This is a genomic window from Taibaiella chishuiensis, from assembly GCF_003014535.1.
GTDB lineage: Bacteria > Bacteroidota > Bacteroidia > Chitinophagales > Chitinophagaceae > Taibaiella > Taibaiella chishuiensis.
Genome location: NZ_PYGD01000008.1, coordinates 175,819 through 195,433, shown reverse-complemented (window position 1 = coordinate 195,433; position 19,615 = coordinate 175,819). Strand labels below are relative to the sequence as shown.

13 protein-coding genes are annotated in these 19,615 nt (G+C 49.2%); 3 read left to right on the top strand and 10 right to left on the bottom strand.

Translation table 11 applies throughout. The features are described from left to right. Positions 1-80: 80 nt before the first annotated feature. From B0I18_RS18850 to B0I18_RS18805, 10 genes are all read right to left on the bottom strand, one after another. Positions 81-3,128 (bottom strand): efflux RND transporter permease subunit, encoded by a 3,048-nt coding sequence (locus tag B0I18_RS18850; protein ID WP_106524300.1) that lies wholly within the window; start codon positions 3,126-3,128, stop codon positions 81-83. A gap of 13 nt (positions 3,129-3,141) precedes the next feature. Then, a complete protein-coding gene (locus B0I18_RS18845) occupies positions 3,142-4,074 on the bottom strand; it encodes an efflux RND transporter periplasmic adaptor subunit (RefSeq protein ID WP_106524299.1) in 933 nt (310 codons plus the stop codon). 8 nt (positions 4,075-4,082) lie between these two features. Beyond that, positions 4,083-5,327, bottom strand: a complete 1,245-nt coding sequence (locus tag B0I18_RS18840) for a TolC family protein (protein ID WP_181358525.1) — start codon at positions 5,325-5,327, stop codon at positions 4,083-4,085. Positions 5,328-5,361: 34 nt separating this feature from the next. Then, entirely contained in the window at positions 5,362-6,363 is a 1,002-nt protein-coding gene (locus tag B0I18_RS18835; protein ID WP_106524297.1) for a YncE family protein, read from the bottom strand. A gap of 70 nt (positions 6,364-6,433) precedes the next feature. Continuing rightward, entirely contained in the window at positions 6,434-7,690 is a 1,257-nt protein-coding gene (locus B0I18_RS18830) for a sensor histidine kinase (protein ID WP_106524296.1), read from the bottom strand. A 5-nt stretch (positions 7,691-7,695) separates the two neighbouring features. Continuing rightward, the gene (locus B0I18_RS18825) at positions 7,696-8,373 is read right to left on the bottom strand and encodes a response regulator transcription factor (RefSeq protein WP_106524295.1); all 678 of its coding nucleotides are present in this window, start codon (positions 8,371-8,373) and stop codon (positions 7,696-7,698) included. Positions 8,374-8,471: 98 nt separating this feature from the next. Beyond that, on the bottom strand, positions 8,472-9,854 hold the full coding sequence (locus B0I18_RS18820) for an exonuclease/endonuclease/phosphatase family protein (RefSeq protein ID WP_106524294.1): 1,383 nt from the start codon (positions 9,852-9,854) through the stop codon (positions 8,472-8,474). Between the two features lie 65 nt (positions 9,855-9,919). Continuing rightward, a complete protein-coding gene (locus B0I18_RS18815; RefSeq protein WP_106524293.1) occupies positions 9,920-11,431 on the bottom strand; it encodes a hypothetical protein in 1,512 nt (503 codons plus the stop codon). Between the two features lie 35 nt (positions 11,432-11,466). Next, positions 11,467-14,244, bottom strand: a complete 2,778-nt coding sequence (locus B0I18_RS18810; protein WP_181358524.1) for a TonB-dependent receptor — start codon at positions 14,242-14,244, stop codon at positions 11,467-11,469. Positions 14,245-14,580: 336 nt separating this feature from the next. Further along, the gene (locus B0I18_RS18805; protein ID WP_106524291.1) at positions 14,581-15,003 is read right to left on the bottom strand and encodes a PepSY-like domain-containing protein; all 423 of its coding nucleotides are present in this window, start codon (positions 15,001-15,003) and stop codon (positions 14,581-14,583) included. 115 nt (positions 15,004-15,118) lie between these two features. Between B0I18_RS18805 and B0I18_RS18800 the strand changes: the two genes are divergently transcribed. The 3 genes from B0I18_RS18800 (at position 15,119) to B0I18_RS18790 (ending at position 19,599) form a co-directional block, all read left to right on the top strand. Then, positions 15,119-15,799, top strand: a complete 681-nt coding sequence (locus tag B0I18_RS18800) for a response regulator transcription factor (protein WP_106524290.1) — start codon at positions 15,119-15,121, stop codon at positions 15,797-15,799. A gap of 6 nt (positions 15,800-15,805) precedes the next feature. After that, complete coding sequence (locus B0I18_RS18795) at positions 15,806-17,062, top strand: sensor histidine kinase (protein WP_106524289.1); 1,257 nt, start codon at positions 15,806-15,808, stop codon at positions 17,060-17,062. 80 nt (positions 17,063-17,142) lie between these two features. Beyond that, on the top strand, positions 17,143-19,599 hold the full coding sequence (locus B0I18_RS18790; protein WP_106524288.1) for a TonB-dependent receptor domain-containing protein: 2,457 nt from the start codon (positions 17,143-17,145) through the stop codon (positions 19,597-19,599). Positions 19,600-19,615 lie beyond the last annotated feature (16 nt).

Below are 19,615 nucleotides of genomic sequence, written 5' to 3'. Positions count from 1 at the left end.
GGTCCCGGTTACAGGTCCTCATCGTTTAAACGGACGATAGCAATCGGCTTCCCGTTATGTTTCCGGGCCAAGACGCTTTATCAGGTCTTGTCCGTTAATGGTGTTTGATGATGTTGATACGCTAGGCGTAATAGCGAAGGCAGTACAACCAGTAAAAGCGGCAATGCCACCACGAAGCCGCCGATAACGGCGATGGCAAGGGGTTGGTGGAGCTGTGCCCCGGCGCCAATACCGAGTGCAAGCGGCAATAAGGCAATAATCGCTCCGAGTGCAGTCATCAGCTTGGGACGCAGGCGGGTTGAAATGGAATATACCAGCGCTTCTTCAAGCGTATTATGGACCAGTGCTTCCTTGAATTGCAGGAAGGTAAAAATGGCATTTTCACCGACAATACCTACAATCATGATCAGGCCTGTATAACTGCCTACATTGAGCGGCGTTCCGGTCAGGAACAAGGCCAGGTAGCTTCCCGAAATCCCGAGTACGGCAACCAGCAGGATCAGCAGCGCGACTTTAAACTCCCGGAAGAGGAACAGGATAACGCCGAAAACAAGCAGGCTGGAAGTGACCAGGATCATGAGCAACTCCCTGAAGGATTGTTGCTGGTTGGCATAATCGCCGCCGTATTCAATATGATAACCCGCAGGAAGATTGATTTTCCGGCTTATCTGTTGTTGTATGTCTTTGATGGTGGTGCCCAAATCCCGGCCTTCAAGCCTTGCAGTAATAACGCCCATAGACTGGAGGTTTTCTCTTTGGATCTCTGCATCGCCGGCTTTTACCGTTATTGCCGCCAGTTCTGAAACCGGTATTAATTTGCCGCCGGGCAGGAAGATCTGCAGGTTACTGAGGTCTTTGAGCTCGGCTGTCCTGTTGCCCGGATAAACCATTCTTACCGGCGACAGCTGCTCCTGTTCCAGCACATTGCTTACCACGTTGCCTTCCAGCGCGAGCTGCAATTGCTGTTGCAAGCCGGCGGGCGTCAGTCCGAATTGGGATAACTTACCGGCATCCGGCGTAAAGCTTACAGAAGGACCTGCAATCACGATACCGTCAAAAACATCTGCGGTACCGCTCACCCCGGCAACCAGCGCTGCAACCTGTTTGGCATACGCCTGCAGCTTTTGCTGGTCATTGCCAAATACTTTGATTTCGATGGGCTGCACCGAAGTCATCAGGTCGCCCAGCATATCGCCGATCACCTGCCCGAAGTCTACCCTTAATGCCGGTTGTGTTGCTTCTATTTGTTTCCTGATCTCATCAGACACTTCACTGGTCGTCTTGTTCCTGGTTTTCTTTAACTGAATCAGGTAGTCGCCCGTATTGGGTTCCGTGATAAAGAAGCCCATCTGGGTACCTGTACGCCTGCTGTAGGTAGCCACTTCCGGTGTTTTCTGGATGATTTTTTCCACTTCCCGCAGTATCCGGTCTGTTTCCCGGAGCGAGGTGCCCGGTGGCGATGCATAGTCAAGTACAATACTGCCTTCATCCATTTCAGGCAGGAAGCCCGTTTGCAGTCTTGGTAATACCACGACTACCAGTGCAAGCAACAATACACAAAATGATAAACTAACCCAGGGACGGCGGATAAAATAGGATACCCAGCGTTGGCGCTTCACGTCGTGGCGGATTTCCTTTTTTGCCTTAAGGGCCGGCCGTTTCCTGCTGAGTATAAGGTAAATGACCGGTAAGCCGATCCAGGTTACCAGGAAGGAGCATACTAAAGTAATGATCATGGTATTGGTCATCACTTTAAAGTAAGCGCCCGCTACGCCGCTCATCAGCACAAAGGGGATGAAAATAACAATGGTGCTTACCGACGACCCGATCATAGCCGGGAACAGGTAACGTATCGCCCGCTGCAACAGGTTTACCGTAGGTTCTTCCGGGTGTTCTTCATGTGTACGGTGTATTTGTTCTACCACTACAATGGCATCGTCGATGATCAGGCCTACCGCGGCGGCAAGCGCTCCCAGGGTCATGATGTTAAAGGTATAACCTATGGCATACAGTATAATCAGCGTCAGGAACAGGGTAACCGGTATGGTGACCAGGATGGTGGCACTTGCTTTCAGGGAACGTAAGAAGATTACAGCGACGATCATAGCCAATGCAAGGCCGATCCATATACTATCGGTAACGCTCCTGATGGAGTCCTTCACGAAATCGGCCTGTACATAATACGGTTTGATGGAAACGCCGGCCGGCAGGGTGTTTTTAAGTGCGGCAACCTGTTTTTCCATATCGGCCGACATCTGTACCAGGTTGGCATTCGGTTGTTTGATGATCGCCACCAATATGCCCTCTTTCCCGTTTGCATTAATTTTCGTGTATTCCAGGGCTTCATTCACCTGTATATCGGCAAGGTCCTTTAAGGTAACTATTCTCTTGCCGTCATTTCTTATCACTACATGCTGCAGGTCTTCGGTGGTGTGCACGGTGGCATCCGTAACGGATAAGTACAGGAAATTATAATCAGAAACGTACCCGTTGGCGTTAATGAAATTTGTCTGGGATAAAGCGGTACTGATGATATCCGGTGTGATGCCCAATGCGCTCATTTTCCGCACATCCGGTTTTATCCAATACTCTTTAGTCTTGCCGCCGATTATCCTTACTTCCGACACACCGGGCACTTGCGATAAAAACGGTTTTATCGTGTAATTGGCGAGCATTTTTAATTCAATCGGCGACTTGTCGTGGCTTTCGATGGTGTACCCCATAACCGGAAGTATAGCGGGATTCATCTTTTCGACGGTGATATTGATGCCCTGGGGCAGCCGGTTGCCCGCTTCGTTTATTTTGGCTTGTATGCGCTGCAGGCTCAGGTCTACATCCGCGTTCCAGTTCAGGAAAGCCGATATCTCGCAGCTGCCTTTACTTGTGGTGCTGCGGATATGCTGTAGGTCGGGTATTTGTTTGATCGCGTTTTCCAGGGGCTTGGTAACCGTGACCATCATTTTATCGACCGGTTGCAGGCCGGCATCGGCAATGACCTTGATCTTGGGAAAGGTTATTTCGGGAAATAACGCAGTCTGCATCCGGCTATACGCAAACATGCCGCCAAAAATGACCAGGACCAGGATAACCGAAAGCGGATTTTTATAGGAAACAAAGAAATTTTTCACTTGATACCGGGTTTTATGGAACAGATTTAATGATTTTAACCCTGGCTGAATCTTCCAGGCCGTAGTTGCCGGACACCAGTACCCGGTCTGCGTCTTCCAGTTTGGGGTCCAGGATCTCGATGTTACCCTTGTCTTCCATGCCTTTTTTTACGGGCACTTTAACGGCAAGGTTATTACCCGCCATTTTCATAATCCAGAATTGCTCCTGCGCTTCATCGGTCAGTACCGCCGCCTTAGGTACGGCAATTACCGATGCTTTCTCTGACTTGAGTATCCGCACTTTTGCGATTAGATTTTCGGGGATCGGGCGCGGTGCATTTACCCTGATGACCATGTTTTGCGATTGGGAAAAGGAGTCTACCTGGGGCATGGCGGCGGTGACCGTGCCATCGAGTTGGGTGCTGTCGGGCAGGGTCAGTACCACTTTTTTACCAACCGGTACAAAAGGCCGCAGTTCGTAGGGCATGCTCATCAGGAATACAAAGCTGCTGTTGTCGCTGATGGTGGCCAGCGGTTCACCATCCTGCACATAATCGCCCTGCTGGTGATCCAATTGGGTGATGAAGCCCTGGGCGCCGGCCCTGATACTGTTAACGCCCGAAAAATGAAAGGAAGAATCCAGGCCGGCTAAGCTGTTGCCGAGGCTCATGGCTTCTTTTGTTTTTATGGAAAACAGAAGCATGCCTTTGCCGATAGCCTGGCCGGCCGTAATGTGTACCGAAGACAGGTAACCGTTGGTGTTGGCCTTAACGACGTGCTTCAGTAAAAACACGGAAGTTGCGTTCAACTCGAGGTAATCGCTCATCGGCTCATGCAGGATACCGCTTACGGTAACAGGCGTCTGCACGGGTTCGGCCGCTGCAGCAGGCTCTGCGCTGTTGTTATTGCAGGCAACAAGGCAAACACAGCCTGCCGCGATACTGAGAAAAAAGGTTTTTATATACATATCGGGACTTATCTGCTCCAGTAATTGATTTGATTTATGAGTTCCAGGCGCGCCACCTGGTTCTGGGTAATCTGGTTTTTAACGGCCAGCAAATTATTGACGGCTATAACCATATCCGCAATTTTGACGTCGCCACTGGCCAATAGTCTTGAATTGGCTTTAATTAAAGCATCCGTATACCGGACCTGGTGTTCCAGGTCGGGCATCAAACTCTGTATCGCATCCAGTTGCTGATGCAATTGCAGTACTTGTTGCTGATATTGACGATGATAAAAGTCCTCGTAATTTTTCCGGGTATCTTCTTCAATGGAAAGCTTCCGGTATTGTATGCGGCGTTGCCTGCCATCGTATATCGGCACCGATAGACTAAAGCCGAAACTGAATCCAAAGTTTTTATAGCCTTCGGTAGTCCAGGTAGAGTTATAACCGGCGTCGCCAAACCAACTGAGCCTGGGGCGATAGTTAAGGTCGGTCAGTTTCCTGCGATTGAGGATGCCCAGGCTATCCAGCTGGAATTGCCGGAAGAAGATCGAATGCGTTGCGGCTGGCTGCTCATTAATGGTAAGGGCCGGCTGGCTTAAACGGACATAACCCGTGTCGATAATACCGGCAAGATAATTCAGGGTAGCCAGGTCGTTCTTCAACCGGATGTCGCCTTGTTTGATGGCTAATTCCTGCTGTTGCAGGGTAACCAGGAAGGTAAGGTAGTCGGTTTGCCGGTATACATTGCCGCTGGTGAGTTTTTTAAGCAGGGTATCTTCTTCCTGTAATTGTGCGTATACCTCCTGCAGGAAGTCGAGTTGCTGCTCATCGCCATAGGCCGTGATGTATTGCGTGGTTATCGCTTTCTTTAAATCCTGCTCCGAAATGTCTTTCTTATTCTGTAAGCCCAGTGCAGCCAGCGTGTATGCATTTACCCGGATATTGATATTGTCTTTACCTGCAATAACCTGGCTGATACCCACGACGCCGTTTATATTTCTGCCATTGGATATGGCTTCATCATAACCCCATCCCCTGATGATGGGGGCATAGCTGTTGGTGCTGCTGGCCGTAACCTGCGGCCGGTAGGTGGCCCTCAGCAGGGCGCTGTCGGCGGCATTGCTGCTTACCTGGTTGGACAGGTCTTTTAACAGCGGGCTGGCACTAAGCCCTTCCCCGATATAGTAGTCGAGCGTGCGCTGTTGCGCATGCAACCCGCCGAGGGCCAGCATCCAGCCCGATATCAAAAGTTGAAATGTCTTTCTTATCATGGATCTATTACTATAAATAACTTTACTACGGTTGTTACTCAACCACAAGCACTTTAAAAGAACCGGGATCGAATACCGGTTTGCCATCGGCTCCTTTCTTTTCGCTTCTGCGTGCAACAGGCAGGTAGAGTTTGTCTGTGGCTTCATCGAGGGCCAGTGTTTTCGCACCGGGTTCTGTTTTCAGGGTCTGTACCGTGGAAAAATGTAAGGCCGCATCCCCGGTTATAACGCTTAGTGTACCGTCTTTCCCGTTGGAGGCGTAAATCGTACGGGTCTTCGTGTTGTAGGCAACCGCATCGCAACCGGCGCCTATCTTTATATGGTCCATAACCTTTTTTTTGTCCAGGTCCACAATCAGCAGTTGCTCGTTGCCACAACCGGCAAATGCGAGGTGATGGGCACGGTCAATGGCAAGACCGGCGGGCTCCTCGCCCGTTGCACTGATATCGATAATGCCTTCCTGTTGCTGCTTTTGAATATCGATGATCGCGATGGCATTTTTGTCTTCCAGGTTGACGTAGACCTTACCCGCGAAGTCGGAAACGATGGCTTCGGGTTTACCATCAAGAGCAAGGGTGCCTTTAATGCTCATCGTTGCGGCATCGATAATTGAAATACTATTGCTTTTACCATTCCCGGCCAGGATCGTTTGAGAGAAGGGGTCGAACGTAATAAAATCGGGGTTCTGTTCTGTAGCTATAGTCGACAGCACTTCAAACTTTTTCAGGTCGAATACGACTACGTTATTCATCTTCCCGTTACTGATATACCCTTTTTGGTTGCGGGCATCGATAGCAATACCATGTACGCCGGATAATCCTTTTATCTGGGTAAGCTCCCGGCCGCTACGCTGATCCAGGACATGAACGAAGGTGCCGTGTGAAACAAACAGGTATTGATTCCAGGCGGTTATATAATCCCATTTACCATCGCCGGACAGGGGGAAAGCTGTTTTGACCTGTTTCTGGGTCTGGGCGCCGGAGGCAATAGCGTTTAACGCGAGGCATGTTGTTGCAATAAAGACTTTAATGGTCATTGTTTTTTTATGCAAACCTATCAGCACAATCTGTAGTTTTCCTGTATTTAGCCCCCTGTAAACGGACAGGCTATGTTAAGTTTGTATTAAGAGAAAACTGGTGGAAGCCATTATGGAAGTTATACCCGAGTTGCAGTGCTGAAGTCTCGCATATTTTTTGAACGATAGATAAGCCAAGGCCCGTCCGGTGGCTTTCCTGGCTTACTTTCAGGAAGCGGCTGAATAGCTTGTCGCCCGGCAGCGCCCCGTTGGCATAACCGGTATTGGCGATGGTAAGCTGGCCGTCGCGGAGTTCGATTTTAATAATGCCGCCTTCTATATTGTGTTCAATGGCATTGCTGAATAAATTATTGAGCAATATTTCGCAGAGCTCAGGGTTCAGGTGCATGGTGGTTGGCTGGAAATTGCTGGTCAGCAGCTGCAGCGATTTGGCTTCGATCAGCTCTTCAAATTCGCCTGTCTTTTCTTCCAGCTTTTGTTTTAAATCGATACGTTCCGTTTGGGAAAACTGATGGTTTTCAATTTTCATAAGCAGCAGCAGGGAATTGTTGAGGCGGGCCAGGCGCTGAACGGCGCTATAGGCCCCTGCTGCAAACCGGAGTTGTTTTTCAGACAAATCATTTTCCTTGATCAGGAGGTCCAGTTTTGAACGGATAATAGCCAGTGGCGTTTGTAGCTCGTGTGCTGCGTTTTCGTTAAACTCTTTCAGCAGGTAATAGTCCTTTTGTGCCTTCTGCAGGGTTTGCTCAAATGCCTGGTTCATTTCCTGGAATTCCGTAATGCCGGATGGCGGGAATACTGCGGGCTTGCCGGCAGTAAGCTCGAATTGTTGTACGGTTGCCAGGCTGGTGTAAAACGGCTTCCAGAGCCGCTTCGTAAAAATCCGGTTGATGATAAAATGAAGCAGCAATACGATGGCAAAGGCCGCCAGGGTTACCTGGAGCATGACCCGCAGCAGGAAGTATTTTTCATCCAGCGGCTTTAGAATCTTAACCTCGTACACTTTGCCGGAAGCGACTACGCTAAAGGTCAGCCGGCGAAAGGGCTTCTTCAGGATCCTGGAGTTCACGGTGGCAATGGTTTCCCCTTCCACAAACCTTGCTGCGGGCCGGTACTGGATAATCTGGTTCTTTTCCAGTAACAGATCGGGCAGGGTCCCTTTTTTACGGGTATGTTCCCGGATCTCGTCGCGTTCTATTTTAAGGTCCCGGTCGTTTAAACTCAGCAGGATGGTATTAAACAGGAAATAGAAGGTAATACTGACCAGTATGTAGATAACAATAGTAACAACAATGTTAATCCGGCTATAGCGAACCAAGAGTTTCATATACTTTAATCTGTTTTAAACCGGTAGCCCATGCCGTAAATGGATTCGATATAATCGCGGCTTCCGGCTTTCAGCATTTTTTTTCTCAGGTTTTTAATATGGGTATAGATGATATCGTGATTGCCCGGCTCGCCGGTATAATTGGCCCAGAGGTGTTCGGCTATGGCTGCCTTACTCAAAACGCTGTTTGGGTTGCTGATGAAGTAGAGCAATAAATCATACTCCTTCCGGGTGCAGGAGATATCCCTGCCGTTGACCCTTATGGTTTTGTCCTGCAGGTTCAGGCTGAGCTCGTTAAAATCAAGAACATTGCGGCCCCCGAACGATTTCCTGCGGATAATGGCGCTGATCCTTGCCGCAAGTTCGGATAAGTGGAAAGGCTTGGACAGGTAGTCGTCGGCGCCCGCGTTAAGCCCGTTTATTTTGTCGTCCAGCGAATGCTTCGCCGAAATGATGATCACACCTTCAGCCTTACCTTCTTGCTGAAGCCGGTAGAGGATATCCATACCGTTACCGTTGCCCAGGGATATATCCAGGACGATACACGAATACTCCTGGCGCAAAGCCTTTCCCATACCCGAATCGAAATCATGTGCTATTTCACATACGAACAATTCGCCCGAAAGATATTCTGCTATGCCCGAGCTTAATTCCTGCTCATCTTCAATAATTAAAACCTTCATAAAAAATCCTGGAAAGCTGCAAAATAACAGTCAATTCTGAAGAGATTCTGTAGGTAAAACCGGGGCCTGTCCCCGGAATGCCGCGCCAGGGCCGGTAATCAGAATTTAACGATTTTGTTCCTGGATAATTGCCGGTGTTGTAAGGCATCATATATTGAACATGAATAAATGCCGGGTGCATACCCGAAAGGCAGGCGGAGCGTGGTCTTATCCGGTCTTAGCTGTTGTTCCATCACTTTCCTGCCATTCATATCAGATACGGATAGAAGCAGCGTTTTGCCCAGCCAGGCCTCGGTAAGGACGATGGACATGTGGGTATAAACCGGGTTCAGTACCTGGATCGCTGCCGTTCCGCTTTCCGTCTTGCCGATGCCCGTGGGTGCATTTATTTCCGGGTCGGCGGGGCTCTGGCCGGTGGTGTTGGGCATCATCTCGAGCGAAAGCATCACCGGGTATTTGTTGGAAAACCGGAATAAAGCGTCGATCACACCGGCCGGCGCCGAGGTATTGGGCAGGGGCATGCTGTCATTGACGGAGAGGCCCAACCGGTGCCCGTCATTACCTATGGTATGATACGAGCCGCGGATATACCGGGTATAATTGCTGCCGTCCACGATCCAGGGCGCAAGCAATATATGATCGTACCAGCCCTTGGCGCCACCGTCCGTTCCGCATGTGTTGGGAACATTGGCCAGCGCCCTGGTGGAGGTGGTGAGGCATGCACTGTAGTCGCCGGCTCCGGAGCTCCAGTTGGCAGGATAATGGTACATGCTGTCTGCATGAAAGGGTGGGTCTGTAAACCGAAAGGCTTCCGTATTGCCCTGGGTAAGGCTGTAGTAGCCCGTTTCCTGGCTGTTACGCGTATTAAAATCACCCATATTGATCAGGTTGGGAAGATGGTGGAATCTGGCTGTCAGCCCGGCAATTACCGCGGCGGCCTGCATGTTCCGCTGGGCCGGATCGCTGCCGCTTTGTGTATGGTTCAGCAGCACGTACAGGAAAGTGGTATCCTTTGTGGTCTGCAGATGCGCATCTTTATAATAGAGCTTGTACAGGTCGAAGTCGGTAATGTAACTGTTGATTAAAGTGGTCGATACATAACCCAGTTTCTGCTGGTTATAGAAAAGCAGGGATATCTTATCGCTGTAAGCGGTATTGGTAAACGGACAATAATTGAACCTTCCCGGGAAGGAAGGATTCAGGGCATGGGCTATTATGGAATCGGCGAATCCATACGGCGCCAGGCCGTAAATATCGCCCGGCGTACTTTTAATCGACGCTGTTTTTACCAGGCCCAGGATATCCGGCCGGGCGAATGTCACTATTTTACCGAGGTATTGATGCAATGCTGTAATATCGCCCTGGCAGCCATCGCCATACCCCAGAACATTATAGGTCATTACCCGGAGTGTATCCCCCTGGGCCCTTGCTGCAGCAGGGGAAATCAGCAAGGCAGTGATCAGTAATTTTATAACATTCATAAACGGTATATAAAGGGGAAGGACGCCGGGGCGTCCCTCCCTAAGGGTATAATAAACGGGGTAGATTAGTATTTATGACGGTTGCCGCTGCCATCGCCCGGGAAGGCGCCCAGGTCGGCATTGGGCCGCGTGATGGTAGCGCCGAAGGTGCCGCCCTCGGGCAGGATATGCATCGGGAAGCCATACTGGCTCAGCAGGGATGCGCCTGCTTTGGACGCAGCGGTAACACCATGGCCGATTGCCGGGGAACCAGATGCCAGGTGAAAGTCGGCGCCGGGCGGAATAGCGTAGTTCAGGTATTGACTACCGGTACTGTTTGCCGCAACACTGTAGTTCACAAATTTAGGATCGTATTTCAGCGAATCAGAAACGGTATTGGTACCATTGTTGGTGCCGTTGGCAGCCAGGGTGCCATTTACATAACCGTTTAAGTCGGTGGCCATCTTTAAGGTATACTGGTTGGGCTCGATAAACAGCATATAGTCGTTGGTAGCCATGGGCGTGCCCCGGCCTATACAGGTAAGGTTATTGCCGTAAAGTGTATTCAGCGTATCGCTGGGCTTGCCTTTCTGCGATTGGAAGGTAACACGCAGACCTTGTTTACAATTCACGATAATGTTGTTGAAAATAAAACCACCGGCATTGGTCTCTGTGTTGATCGATCCGTTGCGGGTGGGTTTAAGCTGGCGGTATCCGCAGTTAACCAGGGTATTGTTATAGATGTTTACCATACAGGGCGTACCTACGTCGCCAGCGGTTTTAAGACCGTTTGTGGCAATGCCGTAAGTCAGGTTATAGGCCATATCGCCATAGGTATTGGCCTTGATATTGGTGGACTCGCCGCCCGATTTACCCATTTTTTGAAAGGTGTTGCGCATAATGCTGATGTAGGCGTTCTGCGGACGTATACCATCGTCTACCGCACCATAGAACCAGGAGTCTTCAAGGATAAGCTTGCCATAACCACCGGTGTTATTCATATAAATGGTAAACCTCGGATCGCCGGGCGCTGCACCGTAATCGGCTGCATTATCGCCCCAGGGGCCGCCTGTATATTCTATGTGTGTAAAACGCAGCAGGAGCAGGTTGGCCTTCGGACCGCATTGAAACCCGCCCCAGTAGCCTTTAAAGGCGGGGTCATTGGCCGCATCGTTTACATAGGTGGCGTTCGATAATGGGGTTGCCGCCGATTCATAGGCGGTAATCCAATTGGGCGCCGATTCTTTACCATCGCTTACCAGGGTGCCGTTTACATAAAAACAGGGACTGCTGGCCGGCGAAAGGCCGTTGCCATGTACCAGTACTTTAACGCCGGGCTGGATATAAAGCGTATCGCCCTGGTTAATGGTTACGTCGGCGTAAATGTGGTAGGTTTTGCCGGCCAGCATGGTGCCTTTGATCGGGATGGCATTACCCGATGCATCTTTTTTAGGCAGGATCGTATCGGTAATTTCCTGGCCGATGGTCTGCAGGGGCTCGGAGATAACGGTCTGGTCGTTGTTTGTTTTTTTACAGGAAACAAAAGCGGTACAGGCAGCGATAACAGCCAGTGAGGTTGTAACCAGTTTGCGGTTCATACTTTGATAAAATTAGGGGTTGATTAATAAACGGATTATAGGGTATAGCGCAGACCCAGTTGGTAAGTCTGCCCGAAATAGTCTTTTTGTGCCAGGGTTTTACCGGCGGGAACATTGACCTGGTTGGAAACCGGTATGGAATTGCTTGGTGGCTGATTGATGTATACGGTATAGGGTGCGTTAAAGAGGTTTTGCACCTTGGCAAAAAGAGCAAAGTGTTTTACGATCGTTTTCTCAGCCGACAGGTCGAAAATGCTCATCCCTTTTTGCCAGTAATCAAAGTCGTAGTAAGGCGATACCAGCACGATACGCCTGCCCGTATACTGCCAGGTAAGCTGTGCATTAATACCATGTTTCACGCTTTTGTACAATAAGGCGATATTGGCGATATGCGCCGACTGGCCCTGCAAAGGCCTTTTCTCCTCGGGGAAGAAGGGTGCGGATACCTGCCCGTTACTTTCGATTTTGGTTAGGATTTTTGTGGTGGTGATCGCCGAGTTGGTATAGGTATAGTTGGTACGGATACCAAAGTTTCTTATGTATTTTTCATAAACGGCCTCGAAACCGAAATTAGTGGCGTCGCCAAAGTTGCTGGGTTGGTATACCTTGTTTTTATTGATAAAAGAAAAGCCATATTCTATCGGGTCATGTATGTTTTTATAGAACACGCCTACGAGTACCTGTTCATTGGCGCGCGGAAAATATTCGAAGCGGAAATCGATATTGCTGGCGGTACTATGTTTCAGGTAGGGGTTGCCGATTTCGTTCCAGTCGTCGCCCTGGTACCGGTACGGGGTAATTTCGAAAAAGCTCGGCCGTGATATGGAGCTGAAATAGGATGCCCTCAGGTTGATCTGCTCAGAAAGTTTATATTTTAAATTAAGGCTGGGCAGCAGGTCGCTGTAGTGGATCTTGCCGGTCTTGGCGGCCTGGGTTACCGGTACATTGGTGGCGAAGCTCTGGTCGGTTATTTCCGAACGGATGCCGCCTGTAATTTCCAGCTGGTGTATATTGAATTTCAGCATCGCATAGTATGCGGCAATGTGCTCGTCGGAGGTATAGTTATTGGCATCTGCATTGGAGCCGTAGGGGTTAAACACCTCCCAATTGTAATGGTAGATATCTGTCCAGAGCTGGTTGGATTTACCGGGATCGGCAATGGGGCGTAACTGGTAGTTGTCGTAGTGGTTGTCGCGGTGTTTGCTCCGGTACATGCCGCCCGCAGTCAGCGTAAAGGGTATGCCGGCAAGTTTATGGTTATAACTGAGCCGTATATAACCCGTCTTGTCCTGGTCTGTATTGTACCACCAGCTGCGGTTGTAGGGTTGCAGCACATTGGGGTGCTGATAGGGTGGTGTGCCGGGCGTTGCCGGATCGGTATAATAGCCCCCGTCGTATTCATATTCCGCCCAGTCGGGTATCCGGTTGGTGGCCAGGGCATAAACTGCCGACCAGTTGAGGACCAGGTGATCATTGAAGAATTTATGATCTCCCTGTAACGTCGTATTGAAAATATTCTGTGTCTGGTATTTTGCCCTGCCATAATACCAGATCTGCCCGGTACCGGGCATCGTGCGCGGCGCGGGTTGCAGCGTGTCTGTCGTGAGCCTGGTCTGGGCCTCGTTTAAATTACAATACAGGGCGTACAGGCTGATTTTATGATTGTTGTTCAACCGGTAATCTGATTTCAGGTTCAACCCGGTTCGGATCGACTGAGCGGAGTAAGTCCTGCTGTATGCATTTTTGATATACAGCAATCCGCCTTCCTGGTAGTCGTCGGGGTTGAAGTTGCTGCTGTAACCTTTATTCGTATTCTGGTAGGAGGCGGATAGCATGATCCCGAGCCTCTTCCTGAAAAAACGGTTGCCGATAGATAAGGATCCCAGAATATTGGGCAGCATCGTCTTCTTTTGAAAATTAAGGTTATCCCTGGTAAAGTCGGAAGGCTGCGCCGCATAACCGGGACCGTTCTTTTCATACGGCGATTGCTTTTGGATTGCGCTCACCGGGAAGTAATCATACTTCCGGTTCAGCAGGGTCTGGTTATAACCCGTAGCCAGGCTGGCGTTCAGGTAGGGTTGCTCCGGCGCATTCTTCGTTACCATATTCACCGTGCCGCCGATGGCGTCGCCTTCCATATCCGGGGTCAGTGTTTTATTGACTTCGATCCGCTCGATGATCTCTGCCGGGAATATATCCAGTGGCACATACCTGCTCTTGGTATCCGGGCTGGGTATTTTAATCCCGTTGATCAGGGTATTGTTATACCGTTGGTCCATGCCCCTGATAATGGCATAGCGGCCTTCGCCGCTGCTGCTGCGTTCTATGGACACGCCCGAAACACGTTGCAGTATATTACCCACGGTAATGTCGGGCGATAACTGTATTGCGCGGGCAGAGATAATATTGACCAGGTTATCGGCATGCTGTTCCGACTTCTTGGCGCTGCCTTCCGATTCTCCATCGGCCTTACCGGTTACAATCACTTCGTCGATCCTTGAATTGCTGTGTAGCTGCCAGTTTATTTTAAGGTCCTGGTCCAGGTTTATCGTGGTGTCCAGGGTATTGTACCCGAGGTAGCTCACTTTAAGCCGGTAAGTGCCGGCATCGATATCCCTGATCAGGAAGGAACCATCGAGCTCTGCAGCAGCGCCTTTGTTCAGTTGTGTTATATAGACCGATGCGCCAACCAGTGTTTCGCCGCTGGCGGCATCGGTGATCCTGCCCTTCAGCTGATGCCTGCCCGGCTGTTGGGCACTTAAAAAAAACGGGAGTAAAAAGAGGGAAGTAGTCGCGATAAATTTCCTTTGCACAGATAATTTTTTTGCAAAAGAATTTAGATTTGAAAAAACAAAAGTCCCTTTTGAAAAGTACAATAATTAGATAACTGTTTCGTAATCGGCAGGTTAAATTAATCACAGAATTACTACAGATTCTACAGAATGTTAGCAATAGGTACAGCTTTCCTACAGAATCGGTCGATCATGAACCTCCTTGGTGCATGTGATCCTGTGCATTTCATTTTTGCTCGCAGCGCAGCACCGCGCCGAACAAACCCAACTTTTCTGCTTTAATCCCGGACCGGTGGATTGTTGGGTTCGGCGCAAATTAAAAGAAGCGCGGCAATACATCATTGCCGCGCTCCGGGTTTACTTCAGCCACTTGCCCGAGGCATCGAAGAGTATGTCTTTTTTGCCTACTTCTGCTTCGTAACGGACAGATCCGTCTGCTTTTTCGATCCTGGCGGCTTCCGACACCTTTTGTCCTGCGAAGTGCTCCTGCAGGTACCGGCTTGCATTGGCCGGCAAAGCTTTAACCGGGATTTCCGTCTCGGTTTCCTGCCACTGGCCCTTTGGACTAAATACGGCCGACATCTCATGGCCGTTCATTTCGAAATTAACTTCTAAATCGGCGCCTTCCTTTTCCCATCGCGCTTTGGTTGCGCCCGGAAATTTCTGGTTAAACGCCGCTTTCGCTTCATTGCCGGGTGTTACCGGTGTTTCTTTTTTTTGCTGTGCGTTTGCCTGGGTAAAGGCCATGGCCGCCAGTATCATTACAATTTGTCTTTTCATGATCGTTATTTGAAAGATGAAGCAGCAAGTTCAAACCCGATCCTGATTTTTTTCTGTAGCGGGGCAGCGTATTTTTCTTCAGAAAAAAAACAGAATTGGATTTTTTCTTTGCATCATGAAACTGCTGATCATAGAAGACGAAAAAGACCTTTCGGATAGTATCAGGCAATACCTCGCCCTGGAGCAGTATACCTGCGAAGTGGCTTACGAATTTGAAAGTGCGCTGGATAAGATATGCTTAAATGAGTATGCCTGTATCATACTGGATATTACCCTGCCCAACGGAAGCGGGCTGGAAATACTGAAAGAGCTGAAACGGCAGGGCAAGGAGGATGGGGTATTGATCGTGAGTGCACGCAATTCCCCGGATGATAAGATCGTCGGCCTCAACCTGGGCGCGGATGATTACCTGTCTAAACCCTTCCACCTGCCTGAGCTCGGGGCGCGGGTAGCGGCTATCATCCGCCGCAAATCATTTTCAGGACAAAACCAGATCGTTATCGATCACCTGACCCTGGATATCCGGGATAAGACTTTGAAAAATAATGAAGAGGCGGTACCCCTTACCCGCAAGGAATATGAGCTGCTGCTTTATTTCGTCAGCAATAAAAACAGGGTCGTGACCAAAGAGGCAATTGTAACGCATTTATGGGGCGATGATGTTGATATGGCGGATAACTATGACTTTATTTATTCGCATATCAAAAATCTGCGCCGGAAGCTGGCAGAGGCGGGATGCCCGGAATATATTAAAGCCGTTTACGGTATGGGTTATAAATTCAGTATTCCTTCATAAGCGGCTATGAAACTATTCACTAAATACAATCGCATCAACCTGTCTGTAATGGCAGTTGTATTTGTATTGTCCGGTATAGCCTACTACCTGCTGATCAGTAACCTTTTTATTCATGAACTGGACGAGAGCCTGAATGACTATAAGGATAAACTGCACGTTTTTATAAAACAACATAACGAGCTCCCCCGCTTTGAATTCTTCGAGGATATTGTCGTGACCTATGAACCCGTAAATGTGGCGCTGAAAAAGAAATTTGTTTTGGTTTCGCGGTTTAATGCAGAAGAACAAAAAGAAAGTACGTACCGGCAACTGACGTTTACAGAAAAAATCGGGGATACTTACTATGCATTCAATATTGCCAAACCGGTAGAAGGCACAAAAACGCTCACGAAGACAATTGCAGCCACGACACTCGTGCTGCTTTTGGCCATAGTTTCGGGTTCTGTTGTTTTAAACAGGATCATACTCAAAAAATTATGGAAGCCCTTTTACACGACCCTGGAAGAGCTCGGGCATTTCAAACTGAGCCGGGGGTATGTGCCTGTTTTCGCTACCGCCGGTATCGAGGAATTCAGCTTCCTGAACCGTACCCTTTCCGGGGTAATGCGTGAAGCCAATAATGATTACCGTATTTTAAAGGAGTTTACGGAAAATGCGGCACACGAATTACAGACGCCCCTGGCTATTATCCGTTCCAAGCTGGACCTGGTTATCCAGGAAGAGGGTTTAACAGATAGCCAGGGCCTGGCCCTCAAGAGTGCCTATACCAGTATTAACCGGCTTGCGAAACTCAACCAGTCGCTGTTGTTGTTGACCAAAATCGAAAACAGGCAGTTTGCCGCAGTGCAGGCGATTGACCTGGAAGCGGCCCTGAAAGAGAAACTGGTCCAGTTCGAAGACTTCTGGAATGCCAAAGGAATAACGGTTACCGCAGACCTTACTGCCACTGCTTTAAAGGCCAATACCGAGCTGGTTGATATACTCCTCAACAATATGCTGGCCAATGCCGCGCTGCATACACAACAGGGCGGCTCCGTCATGATCCGGCTGTGCCCGGGTATGCTTCGTATCAGCAATACTGCCGTTTCTGGTAGCCTGGATAATACAAGACTCTTCCACCGGTTTTATAAAAAAGCCGCGCATAGCCAGAGTAACGGATTAGGGCTTTCCATCATTAAGCAGATCTGTGATGTTCAGGGTATCGGCATTACTTACCGCTTCGAATCGGGGTTCCATCATTTTGACTTGCAATGGCCGGTATAAAAAATGGCTACAGGCGCCCAACTCCAGGAAATAATCAGAATCGCCTTTTAGGTTTGCCTTTGTAAAACCTTTTGGAATTGATGAAAAACATAGCGGTACTGGCTTTGCTTGCCTGTGCAGGATTCGACATAAACGCACAAACATTAATCACCGGCCGGGTGCTGGATGCACAAACCTCCCAAGGCGTTGAGTATGCAACGATCTCGCTCCAGGATGTTTTGACGGGAAAGCTGCTGGATGGTACAAGCGCGGATTCCTCGGGCAATTTTACCATTAAAGATATACCCGGCGGCAAATACAGGATATCCGCATCCTTCCTGGGATACGCCGATTACCGGTCGGATACGCTGACGCTCAACCCGGGCGTGCCGCGGGTAAAGCTGCCTGTGATACAGCTTCGTGCCAATACACAAACCTTGTCGGATGTGGTGATCTCTGCGCTGGCGCCGGTTGTAGAAAATAAAATCGATAAGGTAGTATTCAATGCGGCCAACGATATTACGGCCCAGGGCGGAGTAGCCCTGGATGTACTCAGTAAGGTGCCGCAGGTATCGGTCGACGTGGACGGCAATGTAACGTTACAGGGCAATGCCAATATCCGTTTTTTAATCAATGGTAAACCTTCGGGTGTTTTCGGTAACAATCTTACCGATGCTTTATCGGCCATACCAGCCAGCCAGATAAGCCGTATCGAGGCCATAACCAGCCCCGGCGCCAGGTATGATGCCCAGGGCACGGGCGGCATTATCAATATTATATTGAAAGAAAGTAAAATAAAAGGGATGAACGGCAGCATCAATGGCGCGCTGGGCACGAGGACCGAAAATACTTCCATCAATTTAAATGCGCGTAACGGTAACCTGGGCCTTAATGCTTTCTTTTCCGGCAACGCTACGCTTCGTGCCCGGTCGTTAAATACACAGGACCGCAGCTCGGTCAACGCGGCCGATGCAACCACGACCCGTTTATTACAGGAAGGCTACAACAACTTAAGCCGCGGAGGTATGCAAGCCGGTATGGGCTTTGACTGGGCCGCTTCAAAACGAGACATTTTCACAGGCTCCTTTCAGTACAGATATTTCACGAATCGCCGCGACGGTATAACGCAATTGAGCGAGACGGTTAAAGATGCGCAGGGCAAGGTCTTATCCGGGAGCAACAGTACGCGGGATGTCACCGGTGGCATGAATAATCATTCCCTGGAATGGTCCTTAAGTTATAAGCATAAATTCAGGCACGAAGGCGAAGAGCTGAATATCGATTATTACGCCAGCTACGGGCGGCCCACGATGCAGTATAGCCAGCAACAGGCTTACGAGGGAGCGCTTATGCCTTATACGGGTGTCGCCAGTTATAACCCCGGCACCAATAATCAAAACAATATTGCGCTGGAATATATACGTCCCTTCAGCAAGAAATTGTTGCTGGAAGCAGGCGCCAAAAGCAGTTTTAATCATATCAGCAGCCTTACCGGCATCAGCAGTCTTTCGTTGCCGGGCGGCAATTATATAGATGATCCTGTTCAGTCTTATAACCTGCATTATAAAATGAATATTTATGCGGGTTACCTTTCGGCTACTTTATCGCTGTTTAATTATGTAGACCTGAAAGCCGGCTTGCGCATAGAACATACCGATATCAGTATGGATTACCGGGATACCAGGGTGCCTTCGTACAATACCTATGTGCCATCGTTGATCCTGTCCCATAAGCTGGACGAAAGCCGTTTTGTAAAGCTGGCTTATACGCACCGTATCGAGCGGCCCGAATATGAAGAGCTGAATCCATTCTTAAACCTCAGCGATCCTTACAATATCACAACCGGTAATCCTTTCTTAAAACCGGAGCTGGGCGATAATTTTGAGCTGGGGTATAGTCAGTCATTCAGCAATGGCGGTAATCTTTATGTATCGCTGGTGGAGCGTATCAACAGCCAGGATATAAAACCTTTTACCGAATTCTATCCGCAATATATTATCGGTGACTCGACGTACCATAACATCTCCATTACCAATAAAAGAAATATAGGCACCGAATATAACACCGGTCTTATGTTTTCAGGTTCCTTCCCCTTAATGCCGCATCTTAGTGCAAGGGCCAATCTTATGGTCTTTAACAGGCATATCATCAATAACCTGGCGGGCGCAAACCCGCTAACGAACAGCTTTAGCTGTAACGCCAACCTCAACGTTAACTACCAGTTTCCGCATGATATCGTTGCTGAAGTTTTTGGTAATTACAAATCTCCGTTTAACAATATCCAGGGCAAAAATCCCCAGTTCTTCACGTATACCCTGGCCATCAGGAAGCAATTGTGGCATAAAAAGGCCAGCCTGGGTTTTACCGCCACCAATCCCTTTGCCAATTCGGTCAGGCAGGTTACTACGATCAGCAATGACGTTTACCAGGCTTACAACATAAGATTAATTCCGCTCCGTTCGCTGGGGATCACATTCAGTTATCGTTTCGGAAAGCTGGATTTTGGAAAGAACAATAAGCAGGAGCATGGCATCCCCGATGTGCCGGGTGATAGTTAAAGACGGATCATGGATC